Raw genomic sequence first — 16062 nt, forward strand, 5'->3', positions numbered from 1 at the left:
TCGGTCAGCTCACAGTGACCGGGGCGATGTCGTTGCTCGGGTCGTCGTCCACCCGGGGGTAGCGCTGAAACGGCTGGACCTCGCCGGGAGCCCCCGACAGGCTGTCGATCCGCAGGTCGAACCCGACCGCGTGAGTGGTGCCGGCGGGGAAGACCGACCCCGGTCCGTTGCAGTACCAGGTTGCCGGGACAGTCTCGGGCTCCTCCTCGTCACCGCTCAACCAGCAACCCGGCGGGGTGGCCAGCACGGTGACCCCGGCGGGTGGGGTGAAGAGGAAGGCCCCGACGCTCTCGCCAGAGATGCTGCCGTCTGGCACGCCCGGACCTGTGTTGCGCAGGCCGACGGTGACCCGCACGGTGTCACCGACGGCACCGGTGACGGCCGCGCCCGTCGCGACGATGTCGAAGGCGCCGTGCACCCCGCGCAGGTAGGTCTGGCCGTCGGCCCGGCTCGCCTCGACCGGGAGCACGTCGAGCGCAGTGCCCACCGGCCGTAGCCGCAGCGCCCGGTCGGCGTCGCGGCTCTTGAGCTTCACGCCGCTCGGGAGCGGCCCGGCACTGGCCAGCGGCTCTACGACCTGGGTGATCCGCTTGCTGCCGAGCGTCGCCGGGCCGACAGTGGTGCCGAGCCCACCCCGCAGCTCGTGGCGTTGGCCGGGCGCGAACGTGCCCCGCACTGTGCAGACCACCACTGTGGCGAGCGACTGGTTGGTGCCGTACCGGCAGTTGCGGTAGCTGGTCGGCACGAGGCCCACCGGGAAGCGCATGGTGAGCCGCAGATCCACCGCCGGGTGGTCGCCGGCGTTGACCACTGACACCGGTACGGCGAGGTTGTCGCCCACCTCGACGCCGGTCAGGTGCTCGTCGACCAGGTCGAGCAGGTCGGGCCCGGACCGCACGGTGACCGTCGCCTGCTGGGCGTACGCCTCGGTCTGCTCGCCGAGCGCCGTGTAGTCGAGGGTGCCGGTCGCGCCGTCGACCGCGCCGGGAGCGGGTCGGAACACCACCGGGATGGTGCCGGTGAGCGTGCCGAACTCCTCGATGGCTGTCGGCGGCATCGGGCAGGTCACCGAGGTGCCCTGGGTGACGCAGTAGTCGGGGAAGCCGGCGGTGGCTACCCCGGCCAGGCCGGTCAGGTCGATGGTCACCCGGGGCTGGCTGGCGCCGGTGCTGTTCAGGGTCAGCGGCACAGTGCGGCCGGGAGCGCCGGGGCCGCCAACAGTGACGTCACCCAGCCAGCCGTCGACCCAACCGGGATCGTCCTGAGCCGCGGCCGGGCCAGCCGCCACGGCGACCCCTGCGGTGCCCACGACCAGCGCGGTCAGGCCGCGCAAGAGCCTGCCACGCGCAACGTGCACAGATCTCATGGATCTCCTTGAAGAGGGATGAGCCGATCGGAAGAAGCCGGGCTCGCAGCACCCCGACCCGATCGGCATCCATGATCTTAGAGATCACCTGTGACAGTTTTCGATCACGATTTCGGCCTTGATCCACTCGGCTTTCAGGAAGTCGGGATGTCGTGCGGCCCGGGACGCCGCGACTCCCTGAAACCCGAGTGGATCTCTCGGTGGCGGCTGTCGAGCCGGGCGGTCAGGCGGGGGGTCGCTGCTCGCGTTACCGCGATATGCGCGTCACGGCATGACACAGTGTCAGGCGCTCGCTACCGTGCGGCGGATGGGTCGCCTGACCCGACAATCGCGGCGGAAGGTGGGGCGCAGTGACCACAGTGGTGTCCACGGCGGCGCTTATTCGGGAGCAGCTCCGGCGGTCCCGGCTCGCGGCCGGGCTGACTCAGGAGGAGTACGGCAAACGCGCGCACTACTCGCCGTCGATGGTGTCGGCCGTCGAGCTGGGGCAGACGGCGCCCAACGAGGCGTACCTGATCCGGGCCGACGAGGTGCTCGACACCGGCGGCCTGCTGGTCTCGCTGCGCGAGCTGGGCCGGCGCGACGGCGAGCCGGTCTGGTTCCGCCCGTGGCTGGAGGTCGAACGGGTCGCCACCCAGCTGCGCTGCTTCGGCGCGACGATGATTCCGGGGCTGTTGCAGACCGCCGACTACGCCCGGGCGGTGTTCCGGCTCGACCTGGGGCTCACCGCCGACCGGGTGGAGGAGTTGGTGGCGGCCCGGCTGGAGCGGCAGACGATCCTCGACCGGGAGCACCCGCCGCAGCTCACCGCCGTGATCGACGAGGCCGCGTTGCAGCGCTTCGCGGAGGGCTGCGCCGAGGTGCTGGCCGAGCAGTTGCGGCATCTGGTGGCGTGCGCCCGCCGCCCGCACATCAGGGTGCACGTGCTGCCGCAGGGCGTGGGCCTGCACGCCGGTCTCTTCGGGCCGTTCATCCTCGGCCGCACCGCCGACGGCAGCTGGCTCGGCTTCCTCGACAACCAGACCGGTGGCACCGCAGTGGACGACATCTTCGAGGTGGCGACCCTGCTCGGAAGGTGGGAGAGTCTGCGCAGTGACGCGCTGCCCCGGCAGCAGTCGATCGACCTGCTCGAGGAGATCGTGAAGCCATGGATCTGACCGGAGCCCGCTGGCGCAAGTCCACCCGGAGCGGCAACGACGCCGGCGCGTGCGTCGAGGTCGCCGACAACCTGCCCGGCCGGGTGCACGTCCGCGATTCCAAGGACCGCGACGGCGACCTGCTGACCTTCACCCCCGCCGCGTGGCGGGCCTTCGTCGAGCTGGCCCGCGCCCGCTGACCGCGCGCTGAACCGGGCAACCGCAGGCTGCACCGTCATCCGGCACGGGTCGCCCGGCAACCGCCACCTCGGCGAAATGGCGTCGATCGGGTCCACGACTCGCCACCGGCTCATGCCTGCGCAGCAACTGGGGTCAGCCGCCGAACCAGCCGGGCACGTCGAGTCGGAACCAGTTGGCCGAGGCCATCGTGCCGAGGTCGTCTTCCATAGCGGTGACCCGTTCTGGGCCGAGCGTGTCCGCCCACTGTGCACGCAGCCGGTCGAAGATCTCGGCTGAGCGGCGTAGCCCGTCGGCGCCGCGCGGGGTCACCCGGACCAGCCGGCGTCGGGCGTCGGAGGGGTCGTCGACCCGCTCCAGGTAGCCGACGGCCACCAACCGGTCGACGGTCTTGCCGGCGGCCTGTTTGGAGATGCCCAGCCGCTGGCCCAGCTCGGTGGCGGTGGTGCCGTCCGCCCCAACGGCCTGGAGCACGAACCCGTGCAGCGGTCGCAGCTCCGGATGCCCCTCCCGGGCCAGCTCGGCGTGCAGGTCGTCGATCAGCGTCCGGAAGCCGGCCAGGAGCAGCAGCGGTAGCGCGAAGCCTGGGCGCGCGGGATCAGCGGTTGCCATGTTCGACAACCACGTTTACTATTTCGTCAACCACGTTGACCATCTTACGTCCCCCGATCCAAGCTTCGGAAAGTAGGCAGCCATGCCCGTCTTCACCGCCCACACCGCTGAGACCGCACCCGCCGCCGCCCGTCGGTCCATCGAGGGAGTGCGCGGCCGGTTCGGCTGGCTGCCCACCCCGGTGGCGCTGATGGCCGATTCGCCGCAGTTGCTCACCGGCTTCCTCACCGCCAGCACCGGCTTCGAGCAGACCGACCTCGCCCCGCTGGACCGGGAGGTGGTCATCCTGACGGTCTCCACCAGTCACGAATGCCATTTCTGCGTTGCCCTGCACACCGGCAAGCTCACCCGACTCGGCGCGACCCCCGAGCTGATCACCGCCCTGCGTGCCGGCTCGGTGCTGCCCGACCCGCGCCTGGAGGCGCTGCGCCGCTTCACGCTGGCCGTGCTCGACCACCGGGGCGCAGTGCCGGAGGACGAGCTGGAGGACTTCCTGGCCGCCGGCTACCAGCCCCGGCACGCGCTGGACGTGGTGCTCGGGGTCGGCGCGTACACCATGTCCACCTTCGCCAACCGGCTCACCCGGGCACCGCTCGACCCGCCGCTGGCCGCCCACGCCTGGACGCCCGCCGCCGCCTGACCGGGGGCGCCGGACAGCCGCTGTTCAGGACGCCCCGAGGAAGTCCCGCAGCAGGGCGAGCATCTCGTCGGGGCGCTCCTCGTACAGCCAGTGCCCGCAGTCCTCGATCACCTCGCCGCGGACCGTGTCGGCGTACCGGCGAACCTGCTCGGCGACCTGCCCGCCGAGGCTGGCCGCCGCCCCGACAGCCAGCACCGGCATCGTCAGCTTCGTGCCCCGGTACGCCGCGTTGTCCGCGATGTCCTGCTCGAACGCCCGGAAGTAGGCGAAGCTGGCCCGCAGATGCGCTGGGTCGCGCAGATGGCTGGCGAACTCCTCGACGTCGGGCGCGGCGATGCTGCCCTTGCGCACCATCAGCGCGTCGGTGAACTTGTCCACCCAGAGCGACTCCCGTCCGTTGACCAGCGCCTCCGGCAGCCCGTTGCCGAGGGAGAAGTAGCCGAAGTTCCACACCCCGGGCCCGGCCGAGGTGAGCGCGGGGAACGTGTAGATGCTCTCGTCGGGGATCGGCGCCTCGCTGAGCACCAGCCGACTCACCCGCTGCGGATGGGCGGCGGCGTACGCGTACGCCACCATGGTCCCCAGGTCGTGCCCGACCAGCCGGAGGTCACCGACCAGGCCAAGCTGATCGAGTAGTCCGTGCAGGTCGGCGGCGACCGTCTTCTTGTCGTACCCGCCGTCCGGGGCGTCACTGCCCCCGAAGCCGCGCAGGTCGGGTGCGACCACGTCGAAGGAGCGCCCCAACTCGGGCAGCAGGTGCCGCCACATGTACCAACACTGCGGATACCCGTGCAGCAGCACCAGTGGCGGGCCGGCACCCCCACGGACGTAGTTCATGCTGATCTGGCCGACCCGAGCCCGTTGCTCGGTGAACCCCGCCGGAACCCGTTCCGCGCCCATCGCCGCCTCCGCCCGCCGCCCCGCCCTCTGCCGCCCGCCCGGCTACCCGCTCAAGCGCCCGCCATGCCCCGAGGTGCGGCCCATGAGCGGTGATCCACTCGCTTTCCTTGAAGTCGCGGTGTCCGGCGGCCTGGGACACCGCGGTTTCCTGAAAGCCGAGTCGATCTAGACGCGCCGTCCGCTGCCCGCTGCCCGCCGCCCGGGTGGCCGTCGCGGACAGGGGGCGATCGCGAGCGTCACAGCACCCGGCTTGGGCCGTGCGGGAGCCGGTGCGGGAGACTGGGCGACATGGCGGCTCGTGGCTTCCCGTACACCGATCTCAAGGACTTCATCGCGGCGCTGGAGCGCGCGGGGGAGTTGCGCCGGATCGACGTCCCGGTCGATCCGACTCTGGAGATCAGCGAGGTGGTCACCCGCACGGTGCGGGCCGGCGGCCCGGCGCTGCTCTTCGAGCGTCCGACCCGGGGCGAGATGCCGGTGGCGATCAACCTGTTCGGCACCGAGAAGCGGATGGCGATGGCCCTCGGCGTCGACTCGCTGGACGAGGTCGGTGCCCGGATCGGCGCGATGATCAAGCCGGAGCTGCCGGTCGGCTGGTCGGGCATCCGGGAGGGCCTCGGCAAGGTCATGCAGCTCAAGTCGCTGCCGCCGCGCAAGGTGAAGACCGCCCCCTGCCAGGAGGTCGTCTACCGGGGTGAGGACGTCGACCTCAACCGGCTGCCGGGGTTGCAGGTCTGGCCCGACGACGGCGGGATCTTCCACAACTACGGGCTGACCCACACCAAGCACCCGGAGACCGGCAAGCGCAACCTCGGCCTGTACCGACTCCAGCAGCACGGCCGCAACACCCTGGGCATGCACTGGCAGATCCACAAGGACTCGACGGCGCACCACGCGGTCGCCGAGCGGCTCGGGCAGCGCCTGCCGGTCGCGGTCGCGATCGGCTGCGACCCGGTCGTCTCGTACGCGGCCAGCGCGCCGCTGCCCAGCGACATCGACGAGTACCTGTTCGCCGGGTTCCTGCGCGGCGAGCGGGTGGAGATGGTCGACTGCCTCACAGTGCCGTTGCAGGTGCCGGCGAACGCGCAGATCGTGCTGGAGGGCTACCTGGAGCCGGGTGAGCGGCTGCCCGAGGGGCCGTTCGGCGACCACACCGGCTTCTACACGCCGGTCGAGCCGTTCCCCGTGCTGCACATCGAGGCGATGACCATGCAGCGCAAGCCGGTCTACCACTCGATCGTCACCTCGAAGCCGCCGCAGGAGGACCACGGCCTCGGCAAGGCCACCGAGCGGATCTTCCAGCCGCTGCTCAAGCTGATGATCCCGGACATCGTCGACTACGACCTGCCGGCCGCCGGCGTCTTCCACAACTGCGCGATCGTCTCGATCCGCAAGCGCTACCCGAAGCACGCGCAGAAGGTGATGAACGCGATCTGGGGCGCGCACCTGATGTCACTGACCAAGCTGATCGTGATCGTCGACGAGGACTGCGACGTGCACGACTACAACGAGGTCGCCTTCCGGGCCTTCGGCAACGTCGACTACGCCCGCGACCTGCTGCTCACCGAGGGTCCGGTGGACCACCTCGACCACTCGTCGTACCAGCAGTTCTGGGGCGGTAAGGCTGGAGTCGACGCGACCCGCAAGCTGCCCACCGAGGGTTACACCCGCGGTTGGCCGGAGGAAATGAGCATGAGCCCGGAAGTCACGGCCCTGGTCGACAAGCGCTGGAAGGAGTACGGGATCTGATGGCCGTCATCGACGCACCGACGGCGAAGCCGGGCCGGACCAAGTCCTTCCTGAAGCTCGTCGCCGTCGAGCACTCCGTCTTCGCGCTGCCGTTCGCGTTCCTCTCCGCGCTGGCCGCGATGCAGGGTTCCGGCGGGCGGGTACGGTGGCTCGACCTGCTGCTGATCACTGTTGCGATGGTCGGGGCGCGGACGTTCGCGATGGCCGCCAACCGGATCCTCGACCGCAAGATCGACGCGCGGAACCCGCGTACCGCCGGTCGGGAACTGGTCACCGGAGCGGTGAGCGTGCGGACGGCCTGGACCGGCGCGGCCGTCGCACTTGTGGTCTTCCTCGTCGCCGCCGCCCTGCTCAACCCGCTCTGCCTGGTGCTCGCGCCGCTCGCCGTGGTGCCGTTGGTCGTCTACCCCTACGCCAAGCGGTTCACCAACTGGCCGCACGCCATCCTCGGGATCGCCCAGGCGGTCGGCCCGGTCGGCGCCTGGCTGGCGGTCACCGGCACCCTGGACGGCTCCGGACCGGCCTGGCTGCTCGGCGCGGCAGTGGGGCTGTGGATCGGCGGCTTCGACCTGATCTACGCCTGCCAGGACTCCGAGATCGACAGGGAGATCGGCGTGCACAGCGTGCCCGCCCGGTACGGTCGGCGCTTCGCGCTGCACGCCTCCACCGTCGCGCACGTGGTGACCTTCGCCCTGTTCATCTGGTTCGGTGCGCTGATCGGTCTCGGTTGGCTCTGGTGGATCGGGCTGGCGCTGACCGCTGTGGCGTTCGCCTACCAGCACCTGGTGGTCACCCCGACCGACCTCAGCAAGGTCAACCGGGCGTTCTTCACCGCAAACGGGTTCGTCGGCATCGCGCTGTTCCTCTTCGCCCTGCTCGACCTGGTGATCCGGCTCGGCCTACGGCCCTGAGGCTGGGTGGTCCGGCTCGGCCTACGGCCCTGAGGCTGGGTGGTCCGGCTCGGCCTACGGCCCTGAGGCTGGCGGGGTGGTGCTGACCGGGTAGCGGGCGCTCTCGAAGGTCCAGTCGATGGTCCCGCGCACGGCGTTCGCGATCCCGTCGAGATGGTCGGCGACCGCCTCGTCCAACGCCGGGCCGAACGACGGCACCGCGGCGCGCAACGCGACGAAGCGCCGCATCGCCTCCCGCCAGTGCTCGGCCGCCCGTTCGACCGCCTCCGCCTCCGGCACGCCCAGTTCGGCCTCGATGGCGAGGACCAGGTTGTGCCCGCCGGCGGTCACCCGGTCCCGTTCCAGCGAGGCCAGGTCGTTGTACCAGGAGAGCAGGTCGTTGCCGGTGCGAGCGATCTGACGCAGCAGCGGGTGGTGGTAGACCGGGTCGGGCAGTGGCCGGCCGCTGACGAACTCCACAAGCGGGTACGACACCTCCGCCGCCGAGGTCGACCGACGCAGCTCGACGTACTCGTCCACGCCGGGACGGCGGCCGGCCTCCTTGTTGACGGCCTCCTGCCAGGTGCCGTCGAGGTGTCGGGCCACCGCGTCGGCGAAACGGTGCCGCCACCGGGCCGGCATCCGGCGGCGCGGCTCCCGCCAGGCCAGCACCAGCAGTCGCCGCAGCGGGCCGGTCAGCCCGGTCTGCCGCAGCCGGGTGCCGTCGTGCAGCAGTGCCACTGTGCCGTTGCGCAGCGCCCGGATCTGCTCCGGCGTCAACCGACTCGGCCCGTCGCAGGCGTCGTCCACCAGGAAGAACCAGGTGAACAGTGCGGCCAGCGCCCGCAGGTCGGCTTCGGTCGCCGCCGGGTAGAGCCGCGCGGCGTACCGGGCGAAGGCGCCCCGGGACAGCCGGTGCAGCGCGGCGTCGTCCAGTGGAAGGCCCAGCTCGGGCAGCAGACCGAGCAGCCAGTCCTGCACACGATCGGCGTGTGGTGGTGGAAGCCGGGGCGGGATCGGACATTCGCCACGCAGCGCCCGGAGGATCTCGCCGGTCGTCACCGATGCCTCCTCCTCGAGATGGTTCCGGTGCGAATCGCCAGCGGCAGCATGTCAGGTCGGTGGGATGCGCAGGTACCCCGTCCGACATGTCGGACTGGACCAACCCCGGGGGTGCCCACCAGCGGACCAGCCGGACCAGGCAGGCTGGGGGCATGCGGGAACCATGGGTGGTCGGGGTCTCCGGTGCCTCCGGTACGCCGTACGCGGCGGCCGTGATCGGCGGACTGCTCGACGCGGGCGAGCCGGTGGACCTGATCGTGTCCCGGGCGGCACGACTCACAGTGCTCGACGAGACCGGCCGACCCTTCCGTGACGGGCACTGGGCCGAGGACCTCGCCGCCTGGCTGGACCGCGACCTGACCACGGCGGATGTGCGGCACTGGCCGGCCGGCGACCTGGCCGCGGGGCCGAGCAGCGGCTCCTACCGGGTACGCGGGATGGCGGTGGTCCCGGCCAGCACGGCCGCCTGCGCGGGCATCGCGATCGGGCTCTCCAAGGACCTGTTGCAGCGTGCCGCCGAGGTCAACCTCAAGGAACGCCGTCCCGTGGTGCTGGTCCCCCGGGAGACACCGGTGACCCGCAGCCACCTGGAGCACCTCATCGCCCTGCACGACGCGGGCGCGGTGGTGCTGCCGGCCAGCCCCGGCTTCTACGGTGCCGGCGCGGCGGCCAGCGCGCAGCAGTTGGTCGACTTCGTGGCCGGCAAGGTGCTGGACGCGCTCGGCGTCCCGCACACTCTGTTCCGGCGATGGTCCGGCCAGCTTGGCGCAGCCCGAAGCTGAGCCGTCCCGCTCATGCTGAGTCGTCCGCTCGCGCTGGGCACCGTTGTGCTGCTCAGAACGAGCGGTGCTGCCGCCCGGCTGTTGGCCGAAGCGGGACGCGGACCGGACTGGTGTCCGGTCCGCGTGGCGTTGTCCGCACCAGTTCAGTACATGCCGGCGTTGGCCGGACCCGGCCCCGTGGATGCCGCCGGCCCCACGTTGCGTGGTTTACCGACCTCATCCACCTCGTCCAGCATGCCCTCCCCCTCAAGCAGGGCTCGCACCTCGGATTCCCGAAACCGGCGATGCCCGCCTGGAGTCCGGATGCTTCCTATCCGGCCGGCCGCCGCCCATCTCGTCACAGTTTTCGGGTCTACCCGAAACAGCGCGGCGACCTCACCCGGTGTCAGCAGGCGATCTCCAGTGTCCACAGCCCCCTCCTCGCGTCGACGAAGCCCCCGGCTGAACACACTGCCCCCGGCTGGTGCGTAGCCCAGAGCCGTCATGAGGGACGTATGGCAATTACAGCACCAGGGACATGGCCTGTCCGCCCAAACGCGAAAAATGCACTGAGTGGGGAGTTAGTAATGTTACTGGTGCTACCTCTGCCCTGACCGGCGGTTTATGAACAGTGACTCACCGCTCAGTCCAACGGGTGCCGAAGGCCGCACGTTACGTGTGAACGGTTAAGGTCACTCTCTGTGGATGCCATCGACCTGAGCCTCGTCGACCTGCTGCGCGGCAACGCCCGCCTCTCGTACGCCGAGTTGGCCCGACAGGTGGGCCTCTCGGCCCCGGCCGTGCACGAGCGGGTCGGCAAGCTGGAGAGCAGCGGCGTGGTCCGGGGCTACCGCGCGGACGTGGCCCCGGAGTCGATCGGGCTGGGTGTCACCGCGTTGATCGGCATCGTCGAGGACTCCGGCGCCGACAGCGACGACATGCTCGAGTCGCTGCGGGTGCTGCCCGAGATCGAGTCGTGCTACTTCATGGCCGGCGTGGAGTCGTTCCTGCTCAAGGCGCGGGTCGGCACGATCGCCGAGCTGGAGCAGCTGATCGTGCGGTTGAACCGGACTCCGGGGGTGGCCTCCACCCGTACCGCCATCGCGCTCTCCACCAAGTGGGAGAACCGACCCCAGCCGGTCGGCCCGCCCGCGGCCTGACCGCCGCGTACCCCTGGTGTCGCACCGGCGGCCGGCGGTAGCGTGCGCCGATGACCCAGCCGGCGCGTCCCGTGGCCGTGGTGACCGGCGCTGCCGGCGGCCTGGGCCGCGCCATCGCCACCGCGCTGCACACCGACGGTTGGTCGGTGCTGCTCACCGACCTCGACCCGGTGGCGGTGCAGAGCGCCGCGGCGCCGCTCGGCGGCTGGTCGGCCGCCCTGGACGTCCGGGACGAGGACGCCTGCGCCGCCATCGCGGCGACCGCCGCAGGCCGGGGCGACCTTGCCCTCTGGGTCAACAACGCCGGCATCCTGGTCACCGGGGCGTCGTGGGAGCACGACGCCGCGACCCGCCGTCGGGTGCTCGACGTGAACACCCACGGCGCCATGAACGGCACCCTCGCCGCGCTGACCGTGATGCGCGGGCAGGGCCACGGCCACGTGCTCAACGTCGTCTCGTTGGCCGGGCTGGTCGCCGCGCCGGGCGAGACGGTGTACGCGGCCAGCAAGCACGCCCTGCTGGCGTTCAGCCTCGGCACCCTTTCCGACCTGCGGATGGCCGGGTACCGGCGGGTGCACGTCTCCTGCCTCTGCCCGGACGGCATCTGGACCCCGATGCTGCACGACCGGCTGGACGACCCGGGGGCGGTGGCCTCGTTCACCGGATCGATGCTGACCGCGCAGCAGGTGGCGGCCCGGGCGGTCCGGCTGGCCCGCCGGCCACGTCCAGTGGTCAGCCTGCCCCGCTGGCGGGGAGCGCAGGTGCGCCTGTTGGACGCCCTGCCCAGGTTGGCCGTCGCACTCACCCCGCTCGTCCGAGCCGCCGGCCGCGCCGGTCAGCGCCGCCAACGCCGCAGGTCAACGCCGCCGGACCGGCGCTGACCACGGCTGGCCCGCTTGCTAGGTTTCCGAGCGTGACTCATCTCGACCGGTGCGACGAATCCAGCCGAACCTGGGTGACCGAGGCGATCGCCGCCGTCGAGGCAGACGCGAACCGGTCCGCCGACACCCACCTGCTGCCGTTCCCGCTGCCCCGGAAATGGGGGATCGACCTCTACCTGAAGGACGAGTCGTCACACCCCACCGGCTCGCTGAAGCACCGGCTGGCCCGCTCACTGTTCCTCTACGGGCTCTGCAACGGCTGGATCGGGCCGCGCACCACTATCGTCGAGGCGTCGTCGGGTTCCACGGCGGTCTCCGAGGCGTACTTCGCCCGCATGCTGGGCCTGCCGTTCATCGCCGTGATGCCCGCCTCCACCTCGCCCGAGAAGATCACGCAGATCGAGTTCCAGGGCGGCCGGTGCCACCTGGTGGACGACCCGGCGAGCGTGGTGGTCGAGGCCCGCTGGCTCGCCGAGGACTCCGGCGGGCACTTCATGGACCAGTTCACCTACGCCGAGCGGGCGACCGACTGGCGGGGCAACAACAACATCGCCGAGTCGATCTACGCGCAGTTGGAGCTGGAGCGGCACCCGATCCCCGCCTGGGTCGTGGTGGGCGCCGGCACCGGGGGCACGAGCGCGACCATCGGCCGGTACGCCCGGTACCGCCGGCTCGCCACCAAGCTCTGCGTCGTCGACCCGGAGAACTCGGCGTTCTACCCGGCCTGGCTGGCCGCCGACTGGTCGGTACGCACCGGGAAGGGCTCCCGCATCGAGGGGATCGGCCGGCCCACCGTGGAGGCGTCGTTCCTGCCCTCGGTGGTGGACCGGATGGTCCAGGTGCCGGACGCGGCGTCCCTGGCCGCCATGCGCGCCGGATCGGCGCTGCTCGGCCGCCGGGTGGGCGGGTCCACCGGCACCAATCTGTGGGGCGCGTTCGGCCTGATCGCCGAGATGCTCGCCGAGCGTCGGACCGGCTCGGTGGTCACCCTGATCTGCGACCCGGGCGACCGGTACGCCGACACGTACTACGCCGACGACTGGGTGGCCGCACAGGGCCTCGACCTCACCCCGCACCTGGCCACCATCGACCGCTTCCTGGCCAGCGGAGCCTGGCCCGCCTGAACCGGTCAGCGGGTCCGGGTCCGTCTGAGGCCGATCGACCGGCCCTGACCCGCCGGTGTGCTGATCAGCGCGGGTCGATCCGTTCGGCCAGCCCCGGGTAACGCACCACGTAGCCGCTGTCGTCCAGATCGATGTCGGCCGTGAAGGTGCCGCTGGCGAAGCGCACCCGACCCGGCCCGAGCCCGGTGTAGATCTGCTCGGCCGGCACCACCTCCAGGCCGGGCAGCAGCACCCAGGCAACGGTGATCCGGTGTGCCACATCGGCCGGCTCGGCCGCCATCCGAAGCCGGTGCACCGGCAGGGTGTTGAACAGCGGCGAACCGCTCAGGTCGACGTCGAGCGCATCGGCCAGCCGGTCCGGGTCGTCCGTACCCGGCAGACCGGCCCGGCGATGACCGGCCGCGACCAGGGCCGCGTCCAGGTTGCCCTGCTCGGCGGTGGTCACCCGCCAGCGGCCGGCGGCCCGCTCCAGGGTCACCCGGCGCAGCCAGCCGAGACCCTCGGCCTCGACCTCAACCCGGGTGGTGGCCCAGTCCGGCGTGGTGGTCAGTTGGTAGCGGGCGGTCCACGGGATCGGGTCCACGGCGAGCAGAGTGCCCCGGGCCGCCAACCCGTTGCCGTCGTCGAGCAGGACCTGCTCGCTGCCGGCGGTGTCAGTCCGGGACCAGAAGATTGACTTCGGCATGGTCGGCATGAGCCGGACGTTACGCGACCTGCTCGGTATCGGCAGCGCATGCGCGAACGCCGCCGCGAAGCCTGGGCTTCACGACGGCGTTCGGTGGATCAATCAGTGGGTACGCGCTGCCGGTCGCCCGCCGAAACCGCGCCGATCATCACGCGGGCGGTCCTCGCGGGGCCGGTCGTCGCGGGGGCGGTCGTCGCGGGGCCGGTCGTCCCGGACCCGGCTCTCCGGGCGGAACCCACCCCGAGCGTCCCGGTCGCCGAAGCGCCGCTCGCCGGTCGGTCGGTCGCCCCGACCGTCCCGGTCACCGAACTGCGGCCGGTCGCCGAACCGACGCTCGCCCTGCGGCCGGTCGCCGTAACCCCGGGTGTCCCGATCGGCGTAACGCCGCTCGCCCTGCGGCCGGTCGCTGTGCTGCCGATCGCCGAAGCGCCGCTCACCCTGCGGGCGGTCGCTGTAGCTCCGGTCGCCCTGCGGGCGGTCGCCGAAGCGGCGCTCGCCGGTGGGCCGGTCGCCGTAGCGGCGCTCACCCTGCGGGCGGTCGCTGTAGCTCCGGTCGCCCTGCGGCCGGTCGCCGTAGCTCCGGTCGCCCTGCGGCCGGTCGCCGAAGCGGCGGTCGCCGGTGGGCCGGTCGCCGAAGCGCCGGTCACCCTGCGGGCGGTCGCCGAAGCGGCGGTCGCCTCCCGTGCGGTCACCGAACCGGCGCGGTCCGCCGGAGCGGTCGCCGTAGCCCCGGGGCTCGGCCTCGACGCGGACCGGGACGCCACTGGGCTCGCGGGCGCCGACCAGCTCGGCCAACGCCGCGTCCCCGACCCGGACCCGGGTCTCGGCCGGCGCGACGCCAGCCTTCTCCATCATCGCCAGGGTGGTACGGCGCTGCTTGGGCAGCACCAGCGTGGCGACCGCGCCCGACTCACCGGCCCGGGCGGTACGCCCCGCGCGGTGCAGGTAGTCCTTGGGGTCCTTCGGCGGGTCGACGTGCAGCACCAGGGTGACCCCGTCGACGTGGATGCCTCGCGCCGCCACGTCGGTGGCGACCAGCACGTTCATCCGGCCCTCACGGAACTCGGCGAGCGTCTTGGTGCGCATCCGCTGGGTCTTGCCGCCGTGCAGCCCACCGGCGCGTACGCCGACGGCCGCGAGCTGCTCGACCAGCCGGTCCACCCCGAGCTGGGTACGGGCGAAGACCATGGTCCGGCCATCCCGGGCGGCGATCGAGGCCGCCACCGGGAACTTCTCGTGCGGCGGGATCAACAGCATGTGGTGGTCCATGGTGGACACCGAGGCGGTGGACGGCGCCGTGGAGTGGGTGACCGGGTCGGTCATGAACCGCTTGACCAACGCGTCGACGTCACCGTCCAGGGTGGCCGAGAAGAGCAGCCGCTGACCGTTCGCGGGCGTCTTCGCCAGCAGATCGGTCACCTCGGGCAGGAAGCCCATGTCGGCCATCTGGTCGGCCTCGTCGAGCACCGTGACCTCGACGTCGTCGAGCTGGCAGATGCCCCGCTCGATGAGGTCGCCGAGCCGGCCCGGGGTGGCCACGATGATCTCCACGCCGCGGCGCAGCGCGTCGATCTGACGGTCGTACGGAACGCCGCCGACGGCGGTCTTGAGGAAGATGCCGACGGACTTGCCCAGCGGCACCAGGGCGTCGTTGACCTGCATGGCCAGCTCGCGGGTGGGCACCAGGACCAGGGCGCGCGGACGCATCGGCCGGGCCCGGTTGCGGTTGGCCAGCCGGGCGATCATCGGCAGCCCGAAGGCGAGCGTCTTGCCCGAACCGGTCTGCCCGCGGCCCAGCACGTCGCGGCCGGCGAGCGCGTCCGGAACGGTGGCCCGCTGGATCTCGAACGGGCTGGTGATGCCCTGCTGCGCGAGCGCGCGGACCAGCGGCTCGGGCAGGCCCAGGGCGGCGAAGCTCATCGGTTCGGCGGTCTCGGTCGGCTCGGCCTGCGCGGTCGCCACCGGCGCGGTGCCGGCCCCGCTCGGGGCGACGTCGAGCTGCTCCCGGGCGGCGTCGGCCGCCGGGACTGAGTTGAAAACGGACGTAACGGTGCTGGGGTCAGCAGAGGTGGTCAACAAAAACCTTTCGAGCGGGGCGCATCTTCGCGATGGCCTGCCGCGGCTGTACCGCCGGATCGCCCGCAAGATCGCCCAGGGGCGCACACCACGCGCGCCGGGTCAGTGATCTCAGCCAGTGTACGGCGGTCTGGCGAAGCCGCCAGCCGGTTGACCGACCGTAGTGGGCGGACTCACCATCGCTGGCACTCGCTGGCTCACCCGTTGAGCACGCTGCCCACCAGACCGTCCAGGGCGTCACCAGCCAGCAGAACGACCATGACACTGATCGCCACCAGCAGCCCCAGAGCGGCGGCCAGCACGATCATCACCCGGGTGTTCCTGGACTGCTCGGCCGGCGTGTCGGACCAGCCCTGGGCCAGGATGTGCCCGGTCAGCGAGCCGGAGGTCTCCACCGCGTTGGCGGGTATCGCGACAGTGGTGAAGCCGGCGCCCTCGCCGTTGCCGTAGACGGTGCCGGCCAGGTCGGTGCGACTGTCGTGCCGCCCACCACGGGCGCCGGCAGCGTCCCGTCCGGCGGAACCAGCCGGTGGGCCGCTCGGTGACGCGGTCACCCGGGAGTTTCCGCTGTTGCTGGTCGACGAAGCGGCCCCGGCGGTGGACGGTGGCCAGCTCGGCAGCGCTGGTGCGGGCACCACCGGCGGCGCGGAGGCGGCTGCCCCGGCCCATCCGGCACCGGACGTCGGGCGGGTCGCCCCACCGGGGGACGGCCACCCGGCCGGTGGTGCGGAGACCGGAGCGCTGGCCCGTACGCCGGGCGTGTCGGTCATCGCCGGCGGCGGCGGAAACGGCGGTGCCGGCATCGGGCCGGGCGGGGCCGGT

Annotated in this window: 17 protein-coding genes and 1 pseudogene; 10 read left to right on the plus strand and 8 right to left on the minus strand. The window is 71.9% G+C overall.

Annotated features, from left to right (window positions below; translation table 11 throughout):
* Positions 1–4 precede the first annotated feature (4 nt).
* Entirely contained in the window at positions 5–1366 is a 1362-nt protein-coding gene (locus tag GUI43_RS12005) for a hypothetical protein (protein ID WP_146765894.1), read from the minus strand.
* Between the two features lie 350 nt (positions 1367–1716).
* Here GUI43_RS12005 and GUI43_RS12010 point away from each other — a divergent pair, with 350 nt between their 5' ends.
* Together GUI43_RS12010 and GUI43_RS12015 are read left to right on the plus strand one after the other, a co-directional pair.
* Complete coding sequence (locus GUI43_RS12010; protein ID WP_112586374.1) at positions 1717–2523, plus strand: helix-turn-helix domain-containing protein; 807 nt, start codon at positions 1717–1719, stop codon at positions 2521–2523.
* The gene (locus GUI43_RS12015) at positions 2514–2702 is read left to right on the plus strand and encodes a DUF397 domain-containing protein (RefSeq protein WP_112586376.1); all 189 of its coding nucleotides are present in this window, start codon (positions 2514–2516) and stop codon (positions 2700–2702) included. The genes GUI43_RS12010 and GUI43_RS12015 overlap by 10 nt, the downstream gene beginning before the upstream one ends.
* A gap of 133 nt (positions 2703–2835) precedes the next feature.
* Here the strand turns inward: GUI43_RS12015 and GUI43_RS12020 are convergent, their stop codons facing one another.
* A complete protein-coding gene (locus GUI43_RS12020) occupies positions 2836–3312 on the minus strand; it encodes a MarR family winged helix-turn-helix transcriptional regulator (protein WP_112586377.1) in 477 nt (158 codons plus the stop codon).
* Between the two features lie 82 nt (positions 3313–3394).
* On the opposite strand from GUI43_RS12020, the gene GUI43_RS12025 reads away from it, so the two are divergent.
* Positions 3395–3952 carry a carboxymuconolactone decarboxylase family protein gene (locus tag GUI43_RS12025; RefSeq protein WP_112603219.1) on the plus strand — a complete coding sequence of 186 codons (558 nt, stop codon included), beginning with the start codon at positions 3395–3397 and terminating at the stop codon, positions 3950–3952.
* Positions 3953–3976: 24 nt separating this feature from the next.
* Here the strand turns inward: GUI43_RS12025 and GUI43_RS12030 are convergent, their stop codons facing one another.
* Complete coding sequence (locus GUI43_RS12030; RefSeq protein WP_112586381.1) at positions 3977–4852, minus strand: alpha/beta fold hydrolase; 876 nt, start codon at positions 4850–4852, stop codon at positions 3977–3979.
* Positions 4853–5140: 288 nt separating this feature from the next.
* On the opposite strand from GUI43_RS12030, the gene GUI43_RS12035 reads away from it, so the two are divergent.
* Complete coding sequence (locus GUI43_RS12035) at positions 5141–6601, plus strand: menaquinone biosynthesis decarboxylase (protein ID WP_112586383.1); 1461 nt, start codon at positions 5141–5143, stop codon at positions 6599–6601.
* On the plus strand, positions 6601–7512 hold the full coding sequence (gene mqnP, locus GUI43_RS12040) for a menaquinone biosynthesis prenyltransferase MqnP (RefSeq protein ID WP_112698812.1): 912 nt from the start codon (positions 6601–6603) through the stop codon (positions 7510–7512). The genes GUI43_RS12035 and mqnP overlap by 1 nt, the downstream gene beginning before the upstream one ends.
* Positions 7513–7566: 54 nt before the next feature.
* Here the strand turns inward: mqnP and GUI43_RS12045 are convergent, their stop codons facing one another.
* A complete protein-coding gene (locus tag GUI43_RS12045) occupies positions 7567–8553 on the minus strand; it encodes a terpene synthase family protein (protein WP_112698813.1) in 987 nt (328 codons plus the stop codon).
* Positions 8554–8705: 152 nt separating this feature from the next.
* Here GUI43_RS12045 and GUI43_RS12050 point away from each other — a divergent pair, with 152 nt between their 5' ends.
* On the plus strand, positions 8706–9335 hold the full coding sequence (locus GUI43_RS12050) for a UbiX family flavin prenyltransferase (protein ID WP_091395700.1): 630 nt from the start codon (positions 8706–8708) through the stop codon (positions 9333–9335).
* 143 nt (positions 9336–9478) lie between these two features.
* On the opposite strand, the gene GUI43_RS12055 is transcribed toward GUI43_RS12050, so the two are convergent.
* Positions 9479–9745 carry a BldC family transcriptional regulator gene (locus tag GUI43_RS12055; protein ID WP_007454516.1) on the minus strand — a complete coding sequence of 89 codons (267 nt, stop codon included), beginning with the start codon at positions 9743–9745 and terminating at the stop codon, positions 9479–9481.
* Between the two features lie 270 nt (positions 9746–10015).
* Between GUI43_RS12055 and GUI43_RS12060 the strand changes: the two genes are divergently transcribed.
* Genes GUI43_RS12060 through cds1 form a run of 3 tightly spaced genes read left to right on the plus strand, consistent with a single transcriptional unit; the run spans position 10016 to position 12479 of the window.
* Positions 10016–10474 carry an Lrp/AsnC family transcriptional regulator gene (locus GUI43_RS12060; protein ID WP_091395696.1) on the plus strand — a complete coding sequence of 153 codons (459 nt, stop codon included), beginning with the start codon at positions 10016–10018 and terminating at the stop codon, positions 10472–10474.
* Positions 10475–10524: 50 nt separating this feature from the next.
* Complete coding sequence (locus tag GUI43_RS12065) at positions 10525–11355, plus strand: SDR family NAD(P)-dependent oxidoreductase (protein WP_112698814.1); 831 nt, start codon at positions 10525–10527, stop codon at positions 11353–11355.
* A gap of 32 nt (positions 11356–11387) precedes the next feature.
* Complete coding sequence (gene cds1, locus GUI43_RS12070; protein WP_112698815.1) at positions 11388–12479, plus strand: L-cysteine desulfhydrase Cds1; 1092 nt, start codon at positions 11388–11390, stop codon at positions 12477–12479.
* Between the two features lie 64 nt (positions 12480–12543).
* On the opposite strand, the gene GUI43_RS12075 is transcribed toward cds1, so the two are convergent.
* The 3 genes from GUI43_RS12075 to GUI43_RS34535 form a co-directional block, all read right to left on the minus strand.
* Entirely contained in the window at positions 12544–13173 is a 630-nt protein-coding gene (locus tag GUI43_RS12075; RefSeq protein WP_244220419.1) for a putative glycolipid-binding domain-containing protein, read from the minus strand.
* A 93-nt stretch (positions 13174–13266) separates the two neighbouring features.
* Complete coding sequence (locus GUI43_RS12080; RefSeq protein WP_112698823.1) at positions 13267–15084, minus strand: DEAD/DEAH box helicase; 1818 nt, start codon at positions 15082–15084, stop codon at positions 13267–13269.
* Positions 15085–15437: 353 nt separating this feature from the next.
* Entirely contained in the window at positions 15438–15794 is a 357-nt protein-coding gene (locus GUI43_RS34535) for a hypothetical protein (protein WP_249037721.1), read from the minus strand.
* 16 nt (positions 15795–15810) lie between these two features.
* Between GUI43_RS34535 and GUI43_RS12090 the strand changes: the two are divergent.
* Positions 15811–16062 (plus strand): annotated as a pseudogene (locus GUI43_RS12090) (hypothetical protein); the annotation flags it as partial.

Source organism: Micromonospora noduli (assembly GCF_003264365.1).
In the GTDB taxonomy this organism is placed as follows: domain Bacteria; phylum Actinomycetota; class Actinomycetes; order Mycobacteriales; family Micromonosporaceae; genus Micromonospora; species Micromonospora noduli.

Bases quoted from the DNA above. Each gene is read 5' to 3' on its own strand.
- GUI43_RS12025 (WP_112603219.1), top strand. From the start codon at position 3,395: ATGCCCGTCTTCACCGCCCACACCGCTGAGACCGCACCCGCCGCCGCC.
- GUI43_RS12050 (WP_091395700.1), top strand. From the start codon at position 8,706: ATGCGGGAACCATGGGTGGTCGGGGTCTCCGGTGCCTCCGGTACGCCG.
- GUI43_RS12015 (WP_112586376.1), top strand. From the start codon at position 2,514: ATGGATCTGACCGGAGCCCGCTGGCGCAAGTCCACCCGGAGCGGCAAC.
- mqnP (WP_112698812.1), top strand. From the start codon at position 6,601: ATGGCCGTCATCGACGCACCGACGGCGAAGCCGGGCCGGACCAAGTCC.
- GUI43_RS12020 (WP_112586377.1), bottom strand. From the start codon at position 3,312: ATGGCAACCGCTGATCCCGCGCGCCCAGGCTTCGCGCTACCGCTGCTG.
- GUI43_RS12065 (WP_112698814.1), top strand. From the start codon at position 10,525: ATGACCCAGCCGGCGCGTCCCGTGGCCGTGGTGACCGGCGCTGCCGGC.
- GUI43_RS12030 (WP_112586381.1), bottom strand. From the start codon at position 4,852: ATGGGCGCGGAACGGGTTCCGGCGGGGTTCACCGAGCAACGGGCTCGG.
- GUI43_RS12005 (WP_146765894.1), bottom strand. From the start codon at position 1,366: ATGAGATCTGTGCACGTTGCGCGTGGCAGGCTCTTGCGCGGCCTGACC.
- GUI43_RS12075 (WP_244220419.1), bottom strand. From the start codon at position 13,173: ATGCCGACCATGCCGAAGTCAATCTTCTGGTCCCGGACTGACACCGCC.
- GUI43_RS12035 (WP_112586383.1), top strand. From the start codon at position 5,141: ATGGCGGCTCGTGGCTTCCCGTACACCGATCTCAAGGACTTCATCGCG.
- GUI43_RS12080 (WP_112698823.1), bottom strand. From the start codon at position 15,084: ATGAGCTTCGCCGCCCTGGGCCTGCCCGAGCCGCTGGTCCGCGCGCTC.